The following is a 17,854-nucleotide window of genomic DNA, read 5'->3' as shown; positions in this document are numbered from 1 at the left end:
ATTGTTATTAATAGGGTAGGCTTATTATTTCTATAAATATTCAACTTCTCCGAAGTTGTTTTATTATCTCCAGCGGAGATAAATATTTGTAGATATGTGAAATATAAATGACCAATCAACCTCAGCGAGGTTGAATATATATTTAATCGGTTATTAATGAATAAAAATCAAATAAAGACTGTCACATGAGGTTGATAGCCCTTCCTATCGACCTTTACAATTCAGAAACGTAATGAGCTTATCGGCTGACTTTTAATTGGGCATTAGTCAGCTGGTAATCATTACAGCCTTTGCTAAAAAATATCGCACCCTGGCATCATCTGAAATTTATTATTTTTGCTGTCATTATTAACCTCACTGCATTGCAATGGATGTAAAAATTGAAGCCGGATGGAAACAGGTGCTACAGCCTGAATTTGACAAATCATACTTTGAATCACTGACGCATTTTGTTAAGAATGAATACCAGACTAAGACCGTCTATCCGCCTGCTGCTCAAATATTCAATGCCTTTGATTTATGTCCTTTTGAGCAAACAAAAGTGGTGATATTGGGGCAGGATCCCTATCATGGGCCTAACCAGGCACACGGTCTGTGTTTCTCAGTTAATGAGGGCATTAAAATGCCACCTTCACTGGTTAATATCTACAAAGAATTGCACAATGATGTGGGCATTGACATACCCAGGCATGGCAACCTGGAGCACTGGGCCAAACAGGGCGTGCTGTTGTTAAATGCCACCTTAACCGTTGAGGCGCACCAGGCCGGTTCGCACCAGAAAAAAGGCTGGGAACAGTTTACCGATGCGGTTATCAAAACCGTTGCCGATGATTTGAACAACGTGGTGTTTTTATTATGGGGAGCCTATGCGCAAAAGAAAGCGCAATTGATTGATCCCCAAAGGCACCTGATTCTTAAGTCGGTTCACCCTTCGCCACTTTCAGCTCATCGTGGCTTCTTCGGCAATAAGCATTTTAGCCAAACCAATGAATACCTGGTAGCCAATGGTAAAACAGCCATTAGCTGGTAATTTTTTTAGTCCGAAGGAATAAGTTAAAAATGCAATAAAACAAAGCTTTAGTGAAACGAGGCATAGCATCGTTCTGGTGAGTTGAGGTAAGGCAATGAAGTGTTTTGTTTTGAAGCAGTATAAATGCGTAATAGATTCTCTAATACATATTGCGGGTTTAACCCTTTAATAAAAAACCCTTAAGGAAAGCAGTAAAAAGGTTAAGCCTTTACATGGGAAAGGTTAAGCCTTTTACTCCAAAAGCTTAAACCTTTTAAATGAAAAGGTTTAAGGGAAACCACCAAAAGGTTTAACCTTTTTAGATGAAACGATTTACATCGAGTCAATATATTAACTAACAAGAAGATACGTAAGTAATTGTATTGATATAACCTCTCGTGCCTTCAGCACTACTAATACAATTCTATAATCACAGGCCTTAAGACCTGTGCGAATACACCTTTGCCTTTCAGGCAATTTATTGGATATTGGCAATGCGCTGAAAGAGCTAAATGTATATACAGGACTGAAAGTCCAATATGGCTATGACACTTAACATCGACCAGATACATCACTTTTCATAAATGATATCGCATAACAAAAACGCCCCCTGTTGTGCTTTCACAACCAGGAGGCGCTTACTACTAACTACACCAAATATTTTTTGTCAGACAGAAGATACAAGACAACAGCTTGATTTTACCTTTCCGTCTTCTATCACCAGTCTTCTGTCATTATTTTACAATCACCTCATCGGAGAATAGCCAGGCTTTGCCACCTGCTGCCGGATGCCAGGCCGGACAAATACCTACACTCTCTGCCACTATGCGCACATAGCGAACCTGCACTGCTTCGAATGTAGCCGGGTATTGCACTACCTCATCTACATCGCTTTCGGTAACACCCGGTTCGAACACAGCTACCTGTTTAAACTCTTTACCATCGGCCGATACCTCATATATCACTTTCTTTGGTCCGAACACCCATGACATAGGTGCATTCTTGTAGCGCGAATTGATATAGCTCACTTCGGTTAATCCGCCCATATCGATGGTTAAATCAATGGGCTTCTCCTCAACACCAACTTCTACACCAAGGAATCCGTTTGTTAAACCATATTTTCCACCTCCATCATACTGAGGTGCATAGGCATATTTCAGTTCATAAGGCTTACCAAACGCTTTGTGGAAGATGATTTCCTTCTCTGAGATGTAAGTTGTTGAGCCATCTTCCTTAAACTGGCAGGCTTTGATGTGTGCATCTTCTGACAACACAAACGCGCCTTCATATACTTTACTCTGCTTGGTTGGCTCAGTGCCATCAGTCGTGTAATACACAGGTATCGAACGCTCAGTAACAAATTCAATGCCTGCCGACTGATTGGCATAATCAGGCTCAACATTGATACGCACATGGTAGCTGATGTCACCGGGTTTAACACCATATTTCCCGATGTACGGTAAGGTGTTCTGAACCCGTGCATAGAAATCATCCCACGCTCTAATCTCCGGACTCCAGGCCACTTCTGAGATGGCATACACACGCGGAAACAGGTTATATTCAATATGCTCAAACTTTGGCATGTATTCACTCCACATATTAGCCTGAACACCAATGACGTGCTTACGTTTATCAGGTGATATATCCGTTGGAATAGATGGGAATGTATAAACATCGCGCAGAGTGCGGATACCCGGATGCCCCGGTGACGAACTCAAATGGTTTTGTGTATGGTTGAAGTAGTAAGGGAACATAGGTGTCATCACCACATCGTGACCTGCTTCTGCTGCCTTCACACCACCAGCAACACCACGCCACGACATAACGGCTGCACTTTGGGCTAAACCTCCGTCAAGTATCTCATCCCATCCAATCAATCGACGGTTGTGCTTATTCAGGAATTGCTCAATGCGGTGCACAAAATAGCTTTGTAACTCATGTTCGTCGTGTGCCTTTTCCTCCTTCATACGGCGACGACAATCGGGACAGGCCAACCAGGTATCTTTCGGCGTTTCATCCCCGCCAATATGAATAAACTCACCAGGAAACAGCTCCATGGTTTCTGTCAGCACATCTTCTAAGAATTGAAACGTCGCTTCTTTACCGGCACAATACACACCAGCTGAAACACCTGCCTGATCCCATATCTCCAGGTCTCCGGCATTATCGCAGTAATACTCGGGATATGCGACAAGAGCAGCGGCCGAATGCCCCGGCAATTCTATCTCAGGCACGATTGTAATATGACGTTCTGAGGCATAAGCCACTATCTCTCGCACATCTGCTTGTGTATAATAACCACCGTATGCTTCGGTGTTCTTTTGATTCAGACCTTTCTCCTGATTGGCTGTAAAACCAACATTCTCGCGCCAGGCGCCCACCTCTGTCAGTTTAGGATATTTCTTAATCTCAAGGCGCCATCCCTGGTCATCGACCAAATGCCAGTGAAACGTATTGAGCTTGTTCATGGCCATATAGTCCAGAAACTGCTTAATCTCTTCAACCGTGAAGAAATGACGCGACACATCAAAGTGCATGCCTCGCCAGGCAAAGCGCGGTGCATCATTGATCACCACCTGCGGAATCTCAATAGCATTGTTGGACATACGTATCAACTGGCGCAGCGTTTGCGTACCATAAAGCAATCCGCCTTTATCGGCTGCTTCTATTATTACCTGCTGCTTATCCACCGTTAAACGGTAGCCCTCAGGCACAATGTCAGCTTGCTGATTCACCACACACTTAATCACTCCATTTTCAGATGAAAGAAGCTCCAGGTTTTGCTCAACAGACAGTTGCTTACGCAGCAAATCAAACATGGCTTCATCCAGCCCTGTAATGCTCAGCTCATCAGCCTTAAGCTTTAACACACCTCCCGATTGAGTGACTTCAGCCGGATAGGGAATCAGATTTAATGGCATTTCTTCCTTCTTTTCGGTACAGGCAAAAAATACTAGCGCTATAATCGCTGTTACCAGTTGTTTTATTCTCATATAGTTTATTTTAAGGTTTCATACCAAAAATATCATCAAATGATTGATATTAATTGCCTCTTATTAAGTTTCTACTACTTCATACAACTTCAACTTAGCTAATGCTATGTATCAGTTTTACTCATTGTAGAAACTCAAAATAGCCTAATTTCTTTTGCAATCATTCAATAATACATTTGGTATAAGACATAAGACCTAAGAGTGAGAATACACGCTTATGCCTTATCTCTTTTCTACCAGTTTTCAATTTCTTCTTTCAGAATCTGCCAGTGCTCGTCATTCATCTCATAAGGAGTAAAAATACAAACACCCGATGCACCACCTTTTTTAGATGCCTGAATAGCCTGCTGAAACTCAACAGGAGTAGGAAATGCAGGCATATATAACCCGCTGTATAGCGGTGCTCTTCCGTTTAAAGCCTCCACACCCTCAATACATGACTGCTCTACCCAATCAATACCTTCCTGGTAAAAGCTGTTATAGTTCATAGGGTAATAAGCATCCAGACTCCACTTATCCCACTCCTGACGAACCAATGTTTTAGAGATAGTAGGTGTTGGAAACACTGCCGCATTTATCTTATTGCCTTTGGCGTGCACAGCCTTGGTTAATTCATCTACCGTTTCGGTTACCATATCGTAACGGAACTGACGCCACTTGGCATTGTCAGGCGCTGCATCACCAAAGGCAGAAGCATCTTCTCCGGTTTCCTTCTTATAGCGTTCGATACAATCATCACAGTAGCAGAAATCGAACTCGGCATATTCCTTGTCCATCACCAAACCATAAACATCCCAAAGGTCGCGTGCCAATATCACATCTGAATGACGGATATAATCAAGATGTACACCATCAATATTTGGAACCTCAGCCAAATCTTCAACAAGCTTGGTTAAATAGGCTCTCACCTCTGGTTTAGTAGGGCACAACCACTTATAATAATCTACAAAAGGTGGGTGTTCAGCAGTTGATTTGCCATCACGACTAACGGTATACCAATCGGGATGCTCGCTTAATAACTGTTCACTATAACGACGCAATATAGTTTGCCAGGCATGCAACTCCAGTCCATGCTTATGCGCCAGCTCAATAGCGGCCGGATATTTTTCCAGTGCACACTGGTACATCACACCGTCAACACCTGTTTCTTTGAGCTTAACAAACATCTTCTCCAACTGGGCAGGATCTTCATTTTTCCCCTCGCCCATCCACACATAGTGTTTAGCTGATGAAGATTCCTTTGCCGGTTGACAAGCTGTTAAAATTGACAGAATGCCAATAGCGAAAATGAATGACAGTTTCATTAATTGCTTCATAATACTTCGTTTTTAGAGGTTTTATGCTCTAATGTCGGCCAATTATTTTGAAGTGCGAAATATAGGAAGCCTGCGACAGGCCGAATTGAAATCTTGTTACAGATAATTGAACAAATGTGCCATATCTTTTTTTGTTTGATGAAGCAGTATTTAAACCTATTGCCATGAATAAAACAGAACACACTGACATATTGATAGTTGGTCAGGGACTGGCTGGCACGCTACTATCCTACCATTTATTGAAGCGTAAAATTGCACATATGGTTGTTGACATTCCCAAAGCAGGAAGTGCATCGCGTGCTGCAGCCGGACTCATCAATCCTATTGTTGTCAAACGTATCACCCGCACCTGGCAGGCGGATACTTTTCAGCCCTATGCCCATACCTTATACAGCGAACTGGAGCAATTTCTGGCAACACACTTTTATTATCCTATGCCTATTAATAAAATATATGGCAAAGATGATGAACAGTTTTGGAACCATCGCTTGCAAAAGGAAGGTCTGGAAGAATACCTGTCGTACGAAGCAAAAACGGATTTACATGAGGGCATTCATCAACCATATGGTTATGGTACCATTCATCGATGTGCCAGACTAGATATGGGCACTTTATTGGACAGCTACCGTCAATTTTTAAAAGGTGAAAATCTACTGCTCGAAGCTGACCTAAATGACGACGATGTTCAACTCACCGAAGAAGGCGTACAATGGAAGCACATAAAAGCCGGGCGCATTATCTTTTGCAGAGGCAGTTTTGACAGCAAGAGTCGTTTCTTTAATCATTTGAAGTGGAATAACACCAAAGGCGAGCTTTTGGATGTTGAAATTCCGGACCTGCACCTGCCATCAATCCTGAGCAAGGGAGTGTTTGTGATGCCGGTTGGAGCCAATCGCTTCAAGATAGGAGCCACCTATGCGCATCACTGGGAAGGCCTTGCTCCAACAGAAGATAAACTGGAGGAATTGATGAACAAATGGAAAATAATATCGGATCTGCCACTAAGCATTACCCAACAGATAACGGGTATTCGGCCAACATTGGCAGACAGACGTCCGGTGCTAAGTTTACTGGAGAAACATCCACAAGTAGGCTTGTTCAATGGATTGGGGTCGCGCGGTGGACTGATGGCTCCGTACCTGGCCAAACAGTTGGCCGGGCAGATTGGTTAATTAAGAACCCTCTATCTAACAAGAGGCAATCCCCTAATTATTAAATTGTTATAAACCACCGCAAACTATCCCCTTCGCCAAGTGGGAAATCTTTAGCGCATTGAATATTGAGCGATGGCGCATGGAAAAGCGAGTTAGATTTAATTTCCTACAAATCAGGATAATAATAAAGGCCACCCATACGGATAGCCTTTATACCTTATATGATTGTGTTGGATTTACTCCATACTCTCTTCAACAACTTCCTCAACTTTCTCGCGCTTACCATTAAACACGAAGTTGATACCCAGACGTGCGTTTATGTATTTAGCCGATGATGGTTTAAATACAGAGTTGAGATTGTCAGTGACTGCATAGACCTGGAAAGCACCAAGGTTAAGAGCCATTCCGGCACCCAGGTTAGCTGGGGCATTTTTCATGTACGAGTAGGTGATAGCTGTTGACAATACCCGTCCAGCTTGTAATCCGGTAGCCAGCGTTACCTGTGGCACCAGCTTGCTGTCAACAAAGTAGTTTTTAGACACCAACCCCAAATTGAGCCAACGCTTCAGCTGATAGTCGGCAGACACATTAAAGCTTCCCATTAAGCCAGTTTTATAGCTACCTCCATCGTTGTTAAAGCGAAATGTGTTTTCAAAATCATCAGCCAGTTGATCAAGGTAATCTGCATCACCCTCATCACCAGTTATCTCATCTGATACATCAACACCATCATACTCAAATATACCACTGGTGTATAAACGCGATGTACCATCCTTCCACTTTATGAAGCCAATATCATTAAATGCAGCGCCCAATAAGAGCTTGTCGGTTAGTTGATAGGTGGCCCCGAAATCAAAGCCCCAACCTGTATTTTTGGTCGATGTAAATAAATCATCAGCACTGTCACTAACATCAAAATCATCAACAAATCCTTCGGCATCGTAGGTAATATCTAGGGGTATATTAGTGCGGAATGACATATCTGAAACGATGCGCATACTTCCATTCTCAAACGTTTCCATATCAAGGTTGAAATACTCTGACTGCACATTAGCAACACCAACCAGGTACTTTACACGCATCCCCACTGTCAGCTTTTCATTAATAGTACGAGAAGCACCAATAGCCAGTTCATGGTAATCAAGCCCGTTAACATACATATCAGAAAAGGAATGATTGACCGGTTTGTTACCATCGTAATCCCAGTTACCATAGCGCAGATTCATAAAAGTAAGTGGATAATTCATTTTGGCTTTGAGCTTATGGTTGATGTCAAACGTGAAGAACCATTCTTTAACAGCAAATCCAAAACCAAGCACCTGAATGGACGCCTCTGTGGCAAACAGGTTATTATCCTGCATCTGACTGGCGGCATGTTCCAGGTCAATAATTAATGAGTCGGCTTGCAAACCAGTACCCTTACGAACAATATCACTCCAGGAGAATCCGCTATTGGAACCGTTGAATTGTACGCTTCCCAGTGCCGGCATGGCCAGGTACCATTTTTTTACCGGACGAAATGCCGGATTAAGTTGCGTCGATTGCGGAATACCTTTAGTGAACATCAGTGAGTTATCCTGTGCACCCACCCCCAGGCTGATAGCCAGCAGCAGAAGTGCAATATATAATTGTTTCATTATCAGTTAATGTTAGATTAGTTATTGTATTCTATTTTACCTCGGATACCTAATTGCATCTCCAGGGCATTTTGTCGCTGAAAGATAACCATCTGCCCCTTCTCATAGTCGGAAGTATTTAACTGCACACGAACTCTTAATTCTGATGCAGCTTTCAAACTCTCAATCTGCTTATCAGTAAGTGTAACTTCCACTATACTCTCAACCGCCTCACTGACCTTACCCTCAGCATTAACTAATGCCGGTTTCACCATGTCAATATTCATGGTTTCAATGATGGATGCAGACTGCTCCTCATAAAAGTCGATTGTGGCAGAGGCTCCTATTGGCAAGCTATTAACCGATGTAATGACAATGTTGCCTTTGGTTAAATCATCAATCATGTCAATGTCACCCAACTCAACAACTTCCTCATCTAAGGCCGCATTAAGTCGCAGCTCCAAGGGCACTTCAAACCCATAACCAATATAGATGCGGTCCTCATCGAATAGCTCTACTTCATCACCATATACTCCACCAGGATTAAGGGTAAGTATGCCACCATAATTTAGTTGTTCAGGGGTTTTAGCAATAAATGAACTGACATTTGAATTCGCTGATGTCAATATATGGCGAGAGCGCTTAACCTCTTCACCACTATCAGCTCCATCAATTGTGAAAGGCTCAGAACTCAAAGGCATTATTGACCCATCATTAAGGCGACCACTTAATCCCGCAGCAATTTCACCCATAAATGGGGTAGCATTATCCACAATAATACTCAACTGCGGATCAGCAAACTCAATATCGCCTGGTATATCCTTTAACACGTCAAAATCCAGTTCATAAATACCCTCATCCATTGTTACCTGATTCTCATCCATCGTTCCTTTCACATAATTTAATGAAAGCTCATCGATAGTGAGGGTAACGTTACCTATAGATGTGCTGTAATTTGCACCTCCATATAAAGGCTGTACAGATAGCCCTAGGTCCACTTTGTTTTGCAATAATGAGATACGATCGCCGGCAAAAGACTGAACTGTTGTTTGTCCGTTATAAACCTCTATCACTACTTCTCGGACTGCTCCCGAAACATTACTAACTGGTATAGCAACTGTTAATAATAGAGGCTCCTCCAGATTACTTCCCGAAGCTGACAGCCTGTAGTTGAGTTCCATTTCATACACTTCAGCATTAGGAATCGAGAATGTTAACTCCTCAGTTGCTGCATATGACGGCTGTGTATTAAACGCTACAAATGGCACTGACAGGTCGACTGAACTGGCCGAAAGCCTGAAAAAATCGTTTATCCCTACATATTCCAATGAGTCATTCTCCTGGAACAATATGATATTCTCACCATCATATTTAACCATATCTGTCTGGTCCGACAGAATATCTTCCATGGTCACGCTGGTTTTAGCCAAAGGAATGGCCACACCGGCATTGACATTTACATCATCTACTAAAAGATCAGTATTAAACTCATCTCCCATACAGCCCGATAGTATTGATAATACAAGCAGACTGCTCAACATCTTTTTCATAATAAGCTAGTTTAAAAACATCCAGAATACCTCAGGTAATTTCTATGCTTAACACAGATTCCAATTACCTTGTGACATATTTATTTCTTTCCCTTGATTGTATAACACCTAAACGTGGTTAGCAACGTAAGGTTTCATTGCAAATAGCCGCTTTTTGACGACTGCCAAACAATAAAAATTCTACATTCTCACTGATACATGTGCTTCAATGACTTATTAAGAAACAGCTAATATGAGGCAGAGATTTTATTCCATAAATGGATAGAAAATATTGATAAGAAAAAGAGCCAACCATAAGGCCAGCTCTTCATTATTATAAAGGATAAATCTTTTATTCAAACATATTTCTCATGCGACTAAAAAAACTTTCTGCACTTCCCTTTTTAGGTTCAAAGTTTTCGGCTCCCTGCAACTTCTCAATGGCTTTACGCTCATCTTTATTGATGTCTTTAGGTATGAAAACCTGTATGTGTACGAGTAAATCACCCTTGCCATAGCTATTCACTTCAGGTAATCCTTTCCCTCTCAATCGCAATATTTTACCCGGCTGTGTACCCGGTTCAATCTTCACCTTAACGGCACCATCCACTGTTGGAATTTCAGCTGTTTTTCCAAGTATTGCTTCTGGTATACTAACATTCAGACTGTATATTAAGTTATTACCATCGCGAACCAGTTCAGGGTGTTTTTCTTCCTCAATCAGTACCAATAGGTCGCCGTTGATACCTCCCCGGCGTGCTGCATTACCTTTACCCGACACAGACAGTTGCATGCCCTCTTCAACACCCGCAGGTATATTCAGGCTGATGATTTCCTCATCGCGGGTAATACCTTCACCGGCACAATGGTTACATTTATTGGTGATAATCTTTCCTTCGCCACCACATGTCGGGCAGGTTGATGACGTTTGCATCTGCCCCAGAATCGTGTTGGAAATACGTGTCACCTGCCCTGTTCCGTGGCAAGTTGAACAGTTGCTGTAAGAAGAACCATCCTGTGCACCCGAGCCACCACAAGGCTTGCACTCAACATACTTCTTAACCTTTATTTTCTTTTCGGCACCATTGGCTATCTCGCTCAGGTTAAGCTTGACCTTAACGCGTAAGTTCGAGCCCTTATTAACCCGTCGGCCACCTCTTGACGAACCGCCAAAGCCACCAAAACCACCAAAACCACCACCAAATATATCGCCAAAATGGGAGAAGATATCATCCATAGACATACCGCCTCCGAAGCCACCTCCGGCAGCACCGCCAACACCGGCATGACCATACTGATCATAGCGCTGTCTTTTTTCTTCGTTTGAAAGCACCTCATAAGCTTCAGCCGCTTCCTTAAACTTTTCTTCAGCAGCCTTATCTCCTTGATTCTTATCCGGGTGATACTTTATGGCTTTCTTACGATAAGCTTTCTTTATTTCCTCCTTAGAAGCACCTTTTGACACTTCCAGCACTTCATAGTAATCTCTTTTCGACATAGTTAAGCCTCTTTATTCGCCTACAACAACTTTTGAAAAACGCACCACTTTCTCATGCAAAGTGTATCCTTTTTCGATGCAGTCGATAACTTTTCCTTTCATTTCTTCACTTGGGGCTGGAATTTTGGTTACAGCCTCATGAATATCAGTATCAAAGGCTTTATCTTTTGCCTCAATCTCTTTCATACCCTGCTGCCCCAGAAAGTCATTAAATTTTGTCTGGATCAGCTTAATACCTTCCTTAAGCGATTCCACGTCTTTGGCATCATCAATATGTGCCATTGCACGGTCGAAATCATCAATAACCGGCAACAATGCTAACAGAATGCTCTCCCCAGCTGTTTTGGTAAGCTCCATCTTTTCTTTAAGCGTGCGGCGGCGATAATTGTCGTATTCTGCACTTAGGCGCAGGTACTTATCATTTACTTCACTTAGCTTATCGGCTATTGCTGCTTCTTCTGACTGCTCTGCTTTCTCATCTACCTGTTCTTCCTTCTTCACATCATTTGCTTCAGTAGGTTGATCCTCATTTTCTTCCACCATTTCATTAATCTCTTCGGCAGCCTGTTCATCCATAGCCTTTTCTTTAGCTCTTTCCTTTTTTGATGACTTCTTATCCATTATATCTTACTTTATTATTATCAACAAAACACCAGTATTAGCAAGAACCGGTTTAACGCCTGCAAAATTACAATTATTCTGCCAAGTTGTTGAATAATGGACAAATTGACAGAATATCAGTGTCTCCACCGCGCTATTAAAGCAGGTATATGACAAAAGGCACACTCTTCATTAGAAGAGCATGCCTTTTTGCCATTGTTTTATTATTAATCCGTTATTTAACGAACTGCTGTAATTTAGCTTCTAATGCCGTTCCTCTAAGGTTTTTAGCCACAATTACTCCTTCTTTATCAATCAGGAAATTAGAAGGAATGCCATTAACGCGGTACAAGGCAGCGGCTCTGCTATTCCATCCTGCCAAATCACTCACATGATAGGGCCAGCTGAGCTGATCATCCTCAATCGCCTGCTTCCAGGCGGTCTGCTGCTTATCCAGTGACACACTGTAGATGGTGAATCCTTTACCTATACTAAAATCCTGGTCTTTAAATGCCTTGTATGCATCCACAACCACAGGATTCTCTCGTCGGCAAGGACCACACCAGCTAGCCCAGAAATCGATTAAAACAACCTGGCCGCGCAACTCCTCAAGCTCCATTACCTTTCCATCTGGATTGCGCAGTTTAATGTTTGGTGCTTTCTGCCCAACATTAATTCCTGTTTCCTGAGCATTAAGTGACACAGTTATTAACATCATAATAAGTCCCACACAGGCAGGATATACCTTAATCAGTTTCATACATGTTGTTTTTGGAAAAATACTAAATCGCTGAAAGGAAGGCTAGCGATTTTTCAATCTTTGAATACTCAGCGTCTTTATTAACTATACGCCCTTCACCGTCAATAAGAATATTAACCGGCTCGTTGATGTTGTACATCGTGCTAATGCTACCGTTCGTTCCCTGATAATCGCAGATATGCAAAAACGCAGAGGTTTCATCCTGCTCAATGGCAAGGTTTAGTGGTGCTTTAAAGCGGTCAAGAGAAATACTTACTACAACAAATTCTTCGCCTTTATAAAACGACTCCTGCTTATACGTTTCGTACAAGCTACTCAGGTAGTAATTATTCATGCGTGACTGCGCATCGTATGACGCCCAGAAGTTAAGGAGAACCATCTTTCCCTTCAAATTCTCCAGATTAAAAGGCGTACCATCGATCTGCTCGGTCTGGAACACCGGGGCCTTATCCCCTTCTTCCAAACCAACTACAGTTGTCTCACTGTCATGCATAAACGACAGAAAGAACAAGCCCACAGTTACAGTAGCTAATATTAACTTTAGCTGCTTCATGATACAATAGTTGAAATTAATTTTCGGTGTAAAGTTTCAGAAAAATATATGAGGTATTTTATCTTTTTAGATAAACATGCGGTTTTATGTGATAAGCGTCTGATTTATGGGTACAAAATTAAATATTGCCGCCCGAGCGTACAATATTTTGACGACTTGTAAATCTTAAATCTATTTTTATATTATGCAGGAGCAAAGTGAATGGTATTGACATTCAATGCCTTAAGCCAATAGAAAAAACAAAGAATAGGATAGAATGAGTCTAAACAGGCGAATTATCAGCCTGTTTGTTGCACAATATTTGTTAATATTTCTTTAAATACGTTTAATTCGAGCGCCTAGGTTTTGAAGTCGCCCATCAATATTCTGATAGCCACGATCTATCTGTTCAATATTTTGGATAGTGCTTTTTCCCTGGGCCGAAAGAGCTGCTATCAATAAGGCTACTCCGGCACGAATGTCAGGTGAAGTCAGGTTAGCCCCTCTCAATGCATTTTCTTTATTAAGTCCAATAACGGTTGCCCGGTGAGGATCGCAAAGGATAATACGCGCTCCCATATCTATTAACTTATCAACAAAGAATAATCGGCTTTCAAACATCTTCTGATGAATAAGCACACTCCCTTTTGCTTGCGTGGCAACAACCAGGAAAACACTAAGCAGGTCAGGTGTTAATCCAGGCCATGGTGCATCAGCAATGGTCATTATGGAGCCATCAATAAAGGTATCAATCTCGTAATGTTCTTGTGTTGGTATATAAATATCATCACCCACTACCTGAAGGTTAATCCCCATTCGCTGAAACATCATCGGGATAATACCTAATTGTTCAACGCCTACGTTTTTAATGGTAATTTCAGAACTGGTCATGGCAGCCATACCAATAAAACTACCTACCTCAATCATATCAGGCAATATGGTATGGTCACAACCTTTTAATTCAGAAACACCTTCAATTTCAAGTAAGTTCGATCCAACACCAGATATTTTAGCTCCCATGCTAATCAACATCTTGGAAAGTTGTTGCAAATAAGGCTCACATGCAGCATTATAAATAGTAGTCTTGCCAGGAGTTAGCACAGCAGCCATTAAAATATTTGCAGTACCTGTAACCGATGCTTCATCAAGCAGCATGTAAGTACCTTTCATAGCTGAGGCCTCAACCGTATAAAAAATATCCTCGGCATCGAAATTAAAGGTAGCTCCCAACTTTTCAAACCCAATAAAATGGGTATCCAAACGACGGCGTCCAATTTTATCACCACCTGGTTTTGGGAAATAAGCCTTACCGAAACGAGCCAGTAGCGGCCCCATAATCATAATTGAGCCTCTCAGCGATGAAGCTCTTTTTTTGAAATCAACAGATTGAAGAAATTCAAGATTAACATCAGCCGCAGTAAATTCACAGGTATTTCTGTTAATACGATTGATAACAACCCCCATCACACCCAAAAGATCAATCAGATTATTAACATCAACAATATCCGGAATATTATTAATTCTTACAGTATCTGAAGTTAATAACACAGCACATATCACCTGTAAGGCTTCATTTTTGGCACCTTGGGGTGTAATTTCTCCTTTTAGACGGTGACCGCCTTCGATTTCAAAGCAATTCATTTTGTCAAGGCTTAGAGGATAACTAGCTACTTTTTCTTTGGCTTATTTTGAGGGCGCTTTTTCCCGCGGTTTCTGTTCTGAGGTTGTTCTTTAAACTCCGTTAACTTTGTTCCTTCTTCAACCTCCAGCTTACCTTTTGACATTCTTTTAAGATCGTCAAAAATCCGTTCATCCGTCACCGAATCCTTATTCCATATAAACAGTGACTTCTTCATATGATTGGCAATCATTACGTTCAAGTGCTTTCGCTCGGTCTCATCTTCCAGAAGAATGGCCTGTTCAATCATCTTCTCAACCAGTTCACCGTAATGTTTATAACTTATCTTACTGTTCTTATAAGGTATTTTGTCGGGCCGTTTGGTAAGTGTTTCTTTCTCCAACAACTCATACGGATAGTCAATATCCAAATTAAAATCAGCCATAATAGCCAGATGATCCCAAAGCTTGTGCTTAAAATCATTTACGTCACGTAAATGTGGAAACATATTACCCATGATGCCAATTATTGTTTTAGCACACTTGGTTCTTTCTTCACGATCCTCAATGGTAACAGCGTGGTCAACCATTTTTTGAATATGACGGCCATATTCGGGCAGAATCAAATTTTTTCGATTAGAATTGTAATCCATTAATAGATATTAAATCTTACTTATTTATTCTTCAAACGGCGGTTGTTCTCGGAACTTTCTTTTCTTTACTTAGGAGTAGTGTTACCGTGTTGTTAATTAGCGCAGTAACCGAATGCCACAAAACTAATTCAAAATTTTTAGTTTGGCAAATTTGAGTAATAATTGTTTCTGCCCTGCATTAACGAACCTGACAGTGGCTTTTACATTCGGCTCAACTCCCTCAATACTAATCACCTCTCCAACACCAAAACGCTCATGTTCCACCTTCATACCTGCTTGTAGTCCATTTGTGTTTGATGATTGAAATTTAAGCTTTGGTTTTTCAGCTCCTGCCCCTGATGACGTATAGTTCATGCGAATGCGTGGCTTGAGCGTGGGTGATGGCTGCGAACCCAAAGGTTTTCGGAACGATGGCTGAGGCCGCTCATTACCCACAAAATCTTCCGGGTTGATATCGAGAAATGCCTGATCAATGTCGCCAATAAAACGACTGGGACGGCTATAGGTCAGCTCTCCATACTTATAGCGAGAACGCGCAAACGATATGGTCGCATTCGTTTCTGCACGTGTCACCGCAACATAAAACAGCCGACGTTCCTCTTCCAGATTTTTCTCACTATCGGTCGATTGAGTGGCCGGGAACAGCCCTTCTTCAACACCAACGATATAAACATTTTTAAACTCCAATCCCTTGGCGGAGTGAATAGTCATTAAAGTAACCTTATTAATATCGTCAGCCTTATCATTATCCTGGTCGGTCAGCAAGGCCACATCCTCAAGGAAGTTAACCAACTGAGCCGCTTCGCCCTCCTCCTGCCGGGTTTCAGTAAATTCCTTAATACCGTTTAAAAGTTCATCAATGTTATCAATACGCCCCTGTCCTTCAATTGACTTATCATTGTGTAAATCTTTCATGATGCCACTGGCAGACGCAATTTCCGCTGCCAATTCATAAGCCGAGAGGTTTTCAAGTTGTGCTTTGAACTGTGCAATGAGTGCCACAAAGCCAGCCAACTTCTTTTGCGTACCTGCATTAATCCCTAATTGTGTAATATTTGGATTAATAAGGACATTCCATAAACTCTTATCACTGTTATCAGCAGCAGCCGTTAGCTTATCCATTGTTGTTTTTCCAATACCACGTGCGGGATAATTAATCACTCGCTTAAGCGCTTCCTGATCGGCTGGGTTAATGGTGAGTCTGAAATATGCCAGTAAATCTTTAATTTCTTTGCGTTGATAAAAGGACAACCCTCCATATATTTTATATGGTAGATTCTTTTTACGAAGAGCTTCCTCAAACACCCTTGACTGAGCATTGGTACGATAGAGAATTGCAAAATCCTTATACTCGCAATGCTCTTTCATACGGCGCTCAAAGATATCATTCGTAATTAAAAACCCTTCCTCTACATCGGAGTAGGCCTTTAACACGCGAACTCTACTCCCTTCATCGTTGGCCGAGAAAACATTTTTCTGAATCTGCCCTTTATTTTTGGCAATTATACTATTAGCTGCATTCACAATATTTTGTGAAGAGCGATAGTTTTGCTCCAGTTTAAACAACTTATAACCTGGATAATCATTTCTAAAGTTGAGGATGTTCTCAATTTTGGCTCCCCTAAAACTATATATACTCTGCGCATCGTCACCAACTACGCATATATTCTGATGCTTCTCGGCCAGCTTCTTTATAATCAGGTATTGTGAGTAGTTGGTATCCTGATACTCATCTACCATCACATAATCGAACTGGTCCTGATATTTTTTAAGCACATCCGGAAAATCACGAAACAAAATATTAGTGTTCAACAACAAGTCATCAAAATCCATCGCACCAGATTTATAACACTCCTTCATATATTGAGCATAGATCTCATAAATCATGGGCATTTGTGAAGCCTTATCGTGGGCTGTACGATTCACATCTCGTGCATATACAACCGGTGTTACCAAATCATTTTTAGCAGCTGAGATGCGAGACAGTACACTACCTGGCTTATACGCTTTTTCATTGAGCTTCATCCTTTTCACAATACTCTTGATCAGGTTCTTTGAGTCCTGTGTATCATAGATGGTAAAAGACGATGGATAGCCCAGGTGTTTCGATTCGAAGCGCAGGATACGCGCAAATATGGAGTGAAAAGTACCCATCCAAAGACTACCGGCAATACCCTGACCTACCACTGAGCCAATACGTTCTTTCATCTCCCTGGCGGCTTTGTTGGTAAAAGTTAGCGCCAATACCCTGTATGGTTTAACGCCCTGCTGCAGCAAGTGTGCTATACGAAACGTTAACACTCGTGTTTTCCCAGAACCAGCACCGGCAATCACCAACGATGGCCCTTCTGTTTCGACCACAGCACTCCGCTGGGCATCATTTAACCCCTCTAAATAATCCTGCACTATCTAATGATTTTGATTGATGAACTTACTCTTGCAAAAATAGAAGTTCATTTGTAAACAACGAATTTGTAATGTAATAATCCCTACCTTTTTATCGTTAGAAGATTTATTATAGCTTTGAATAAAATAACAGTCTTTTTGCGCCAGACCGTTGTCAAATATGTTTTAATA

Annotated in this window: 13 protein-coding genes; 2 read left to right on the top strand and 11 right to left on the bottom strand. The window is 41.6% G+C overall.

The genetic code is table 11. The annotated features are described in order from the left end of the window. Nucleotides 1-367: 367 nt before the first annotated feature. On the top strand, nucleotides 368-1,030 hold the full coding sequence (gene ung / locus KDU71_RS04650; protein ID WP_212188745.1) for a uracil-DNA glycosylase: 663 nt from the start codon (nucleotides 368-370) through the stop codon (nucleotides 1,028-1,030). Between the two features lie 713 nt (nucleotides 1,031-1,743). Here ung and KDU71_RS04645 read toward each other — a convergent pair. Both KDU71_RS04645 and KDU71_RS04640 read right to left on the bottom strand, forming a co-directional pair. Further along, a complete protein-coding gene (locus KDU71_RS04645) occupies nucleotides 1,744-4,002 on the bottom strand; it encodes a glycoside hydrolase family 20 protein (RefSeq protein WP_212188744.1) in 2,259 nt (752 codons plus the stop codon). 233 nt (nucleotides 4,003-4,235) lie between these two features. Beyond that, nucleotides 4,236-5,318 (bottom strand): family 10 glycosylhydrolase, encoded by a 1,083-nt coding sequence (locus KDU71_RS04640; RefSeq protein WP_212188743.1) that lies wholly within the window; start codon nucleotides 5,316-5,318, stop codon nucleotides 4,236-4,238. Between the two features lie 164 nt (nucleotides 5,319-5,482). Here KDU71_RS04640 and KDU71_RS04635 point away from each other — a divergent pair, with 164 nt between their 5' ends. Further along, nucleotides 5,483-6,490, top strand: coding sequence for an NAD(P)/FAD-dependent oxidoreductase (locus tag KDU71_RS04635; protein ID WP_212188742.1), 1,008 nt, complete (start codon nucleotides 5,483-5,485; stop codon nucleotides 6,488-6,490). A 218-nt stretch (nucleotides 6,491-6,708) separates the two neighbouring features. Here the strand turns inward: KDU71_RS04635 and KDU71_RS04630 are convergent, their stop codons facing one another. From KDU71_RS04630 to KDU71_RS23285, 9 genes are all read right to left on the bottom strand, one after another. After that, nucleotides 6,709-8,109 (bottom strand): DUF5723 family protein, encoded by a 1,401-nt coding sequence (locus tag KDU71_RS04630; protein WP_212188741.1) that lies wholly within the window; start codon nucleotides 8,107-8,109, stop codon nucleotides 6,709-6,711. 17 nt (nucleotides 8,110-8,126) lie between these two features. Continuing rightward, entirely contained in the window at nucleotides 8,127-9,638 is a 1,512-nt protein-coding gene (locus tag KDU71_RS04625; RefSeq protein WP_212188740.1) for a hypothetical protein, read from the bottom strand. Nucleotides 9,639-9,969: 331 nt separating this feature from the next. Beyond that, nucleotides 9,970-11,115, bottom strand: coding sequence for a molecular chaperone DnaJ (gene dnaJ / locus KDU71_RS04620; protein ID WP_212188739.1), 1,146 nt, complete (start codon nucleotides 11,113-11,115; stop codon nucleotides 9,970-9,972). Nucleotides 11,116-11,127: 12 nt separating this feature from the next. Then, complete coding sequence (locus KDU71_RS04615; RefSeq protein WP_212188738.1) at nucleotides 11,128-11,736, bottom strand: nucleotide exchange factor GrpE; 609 nt, start codon at nucleotides 11,734-11,736, stop codon at nucleotides 11,128-11,130. Between the two features lie 214 nt (nucleotides 11,737-11,950). Further along, nucleotides 11,951-12,475: a TlpA family protein disulfide reductase gene (locus tag KDU71_RS04610; protein ID WP_212188737.1), complete on the bottom strand. Its 525-nt coding sequence runs from the start codon at nucleotides 12,473-12,475 to the stop codon at nucleotides 11,951-11,953. A 22-nt stretch (nucleotides 12,476-12,497) separates the two neighbouring features. Continuing rightward, nucleotides 12,498-13,028 carry a TlpA family protein disulfide reductase gene (locus KDU71_RS04605; RefSeq protein WP_212188736.1) on the bottom strand — a complete coding sequence of 177 codons (531 nt, stop codon included), beginning with the start codon at nucleotides 13,026-13,028 and terminating at the stop codon, nucleotides 12,498-12,500. Between the two features lie 315 nt (nucleotides 13,029-13,343). Continuing rightward, nucleotides 13,344-14,648, bottom strand: coding sequence for a UDP-N-acetylglucosamine 1-carboxyvinyltransferase (gene murA, locus KDU71_RS04600; protein WP_212188735.1), 1,305 nt, complete (start codon nucleotides 14,646-14,648; stop codon nucleotides 13,344-13,346). Nucleotides 14,649-14,674: 26 nt separating this feature from the next. Then, nucleotides 14,675-15,277 carry a DUF4290 domain-containing protein gene (locus KDU71_RS04595; protein ID WP_212188734.1) on the bottom strand — a complete coding sequence of 201 codons (603 nt, stop codon included), beginning with the start codon at nucleotides 15,275-15,277 and terminating at the stop codon, nucleotides 14,675-14,677. A 123-nt stretch (nucleotides 15,278-15,400) separates the two neighbouring features. Then, nucleotides 15,401-17,683, bottom strand: coding sequence for an ATP-dependent helicase (locus tag KDU71_RS23285; protein ID WP_212188733.1), 2,283 nt, complete (start codon nucleotides 17,681-17,683; stop codon nucleotides 15,401-15,403). Between the last annotated feature and the right edge of the window lie 171 nt (nucleotides 17,684-17,854).

This window comes from Carboxylicivirga sediminis (assembly GCF_018156225.1).
Classification (GTDB): Bacteria; Bacteroidota; Bacteroidia; order Bacteroidales; family Marinilabiliaceae; genus Carboxylicivirga; species Carboxylicivirga sediminis.
Note: the sequence above shows the minus strand (reverse complement) of the source record. Positions and strands in the feature narration are given on the sequence as shown.

Excerpts from the sequence above, each read along its gene's own strand:
- dnaJ (WP_212188739.1), bottom strand. The coding sequence starts at position 11,115 with ATGTCGAAAAGAGATTACTATGAAGTGCTGGAAGTGTCAAAAGGTGCT.
- murA (WP_212188735.1), bottom strand. The coding sequence starts at position 14,648 with ATGAATTGCTTTGAAATCGAAGGCGGTCACCGTCTAAAAGGAGAAATT.
- KDU71_RS04630 (WP_212188741.1), bottom strand. The coding sequence starts at position 8,109 with ATGAAACAATTATATATTGCACTTCTGCTGCTGGCTATCAGCCTGGGG.
- ung (WP_212188745.1), top strand. The coding sequence starts at position 368 with ATGGATGTAAAAATTGAAGCCGGATGGAAACAGGTGCTACAGCCTGAA.
- KDU71_RS04640 (WP_212188743.1), bottom strand. The coding sequence starts at position 5,318 with ATGAAGCAATTAATGAAACTGTCATTCATTTTCGCTATTGGCATTCTG.
- KDU71_RS04615 (WP_212188738.1), bottom strand. The coding sequence starts at position 11,736 with ATGGATAAGAAGTCATCAAAAAAGGAAAGAGCTAAAGAAAAGGCTATG.
- KDU71_RS04645 (WP_212188744.1), bottom strand. The coding sequence starts at position 4,002 with ATGAGAATAAAACAACTGGTAACAGCGATTATAGCGCTAGTATTTTTT.
- KDU71_RS04625 (WP_212188740.1), bottom strand. The coding sequence starts at position 9,638 with ATGAAAAAGATGTTGAGCAGTCTGCTTGTATTATCAATACTATCGGGC.
- KDU71_RS04610 (WP_212188737.1), bottom strand. The coding sequence starts at position 12,475 with ATGAAACTGATTAAGGTATATCCTGCCTGTGTGGGACTTATTATGATG.
- KDU71_RS04595 (WP_212188734.1), bottom strand. The coding sequence starts at position 15,277 with ATGGATTACAATTCTAATCGAAAAAATTTGATTCTGCCCGAATATGGC.
- KDU71_RS04635 (WP_212188742.1), top strand. The coding sequence starts at position 5,483 with ATGAATAAAACAGAACACACTGACATATTGATAGTTGGTCAGGGACTG.
- KDU71_RS04605 (WP_212188736.1), bottom strand. The coding sequence starts at position 13,028 with ATGAAGCAGCTAAAGTTAATATTAGCTACTGTAACTGTGGGCTTGTTC.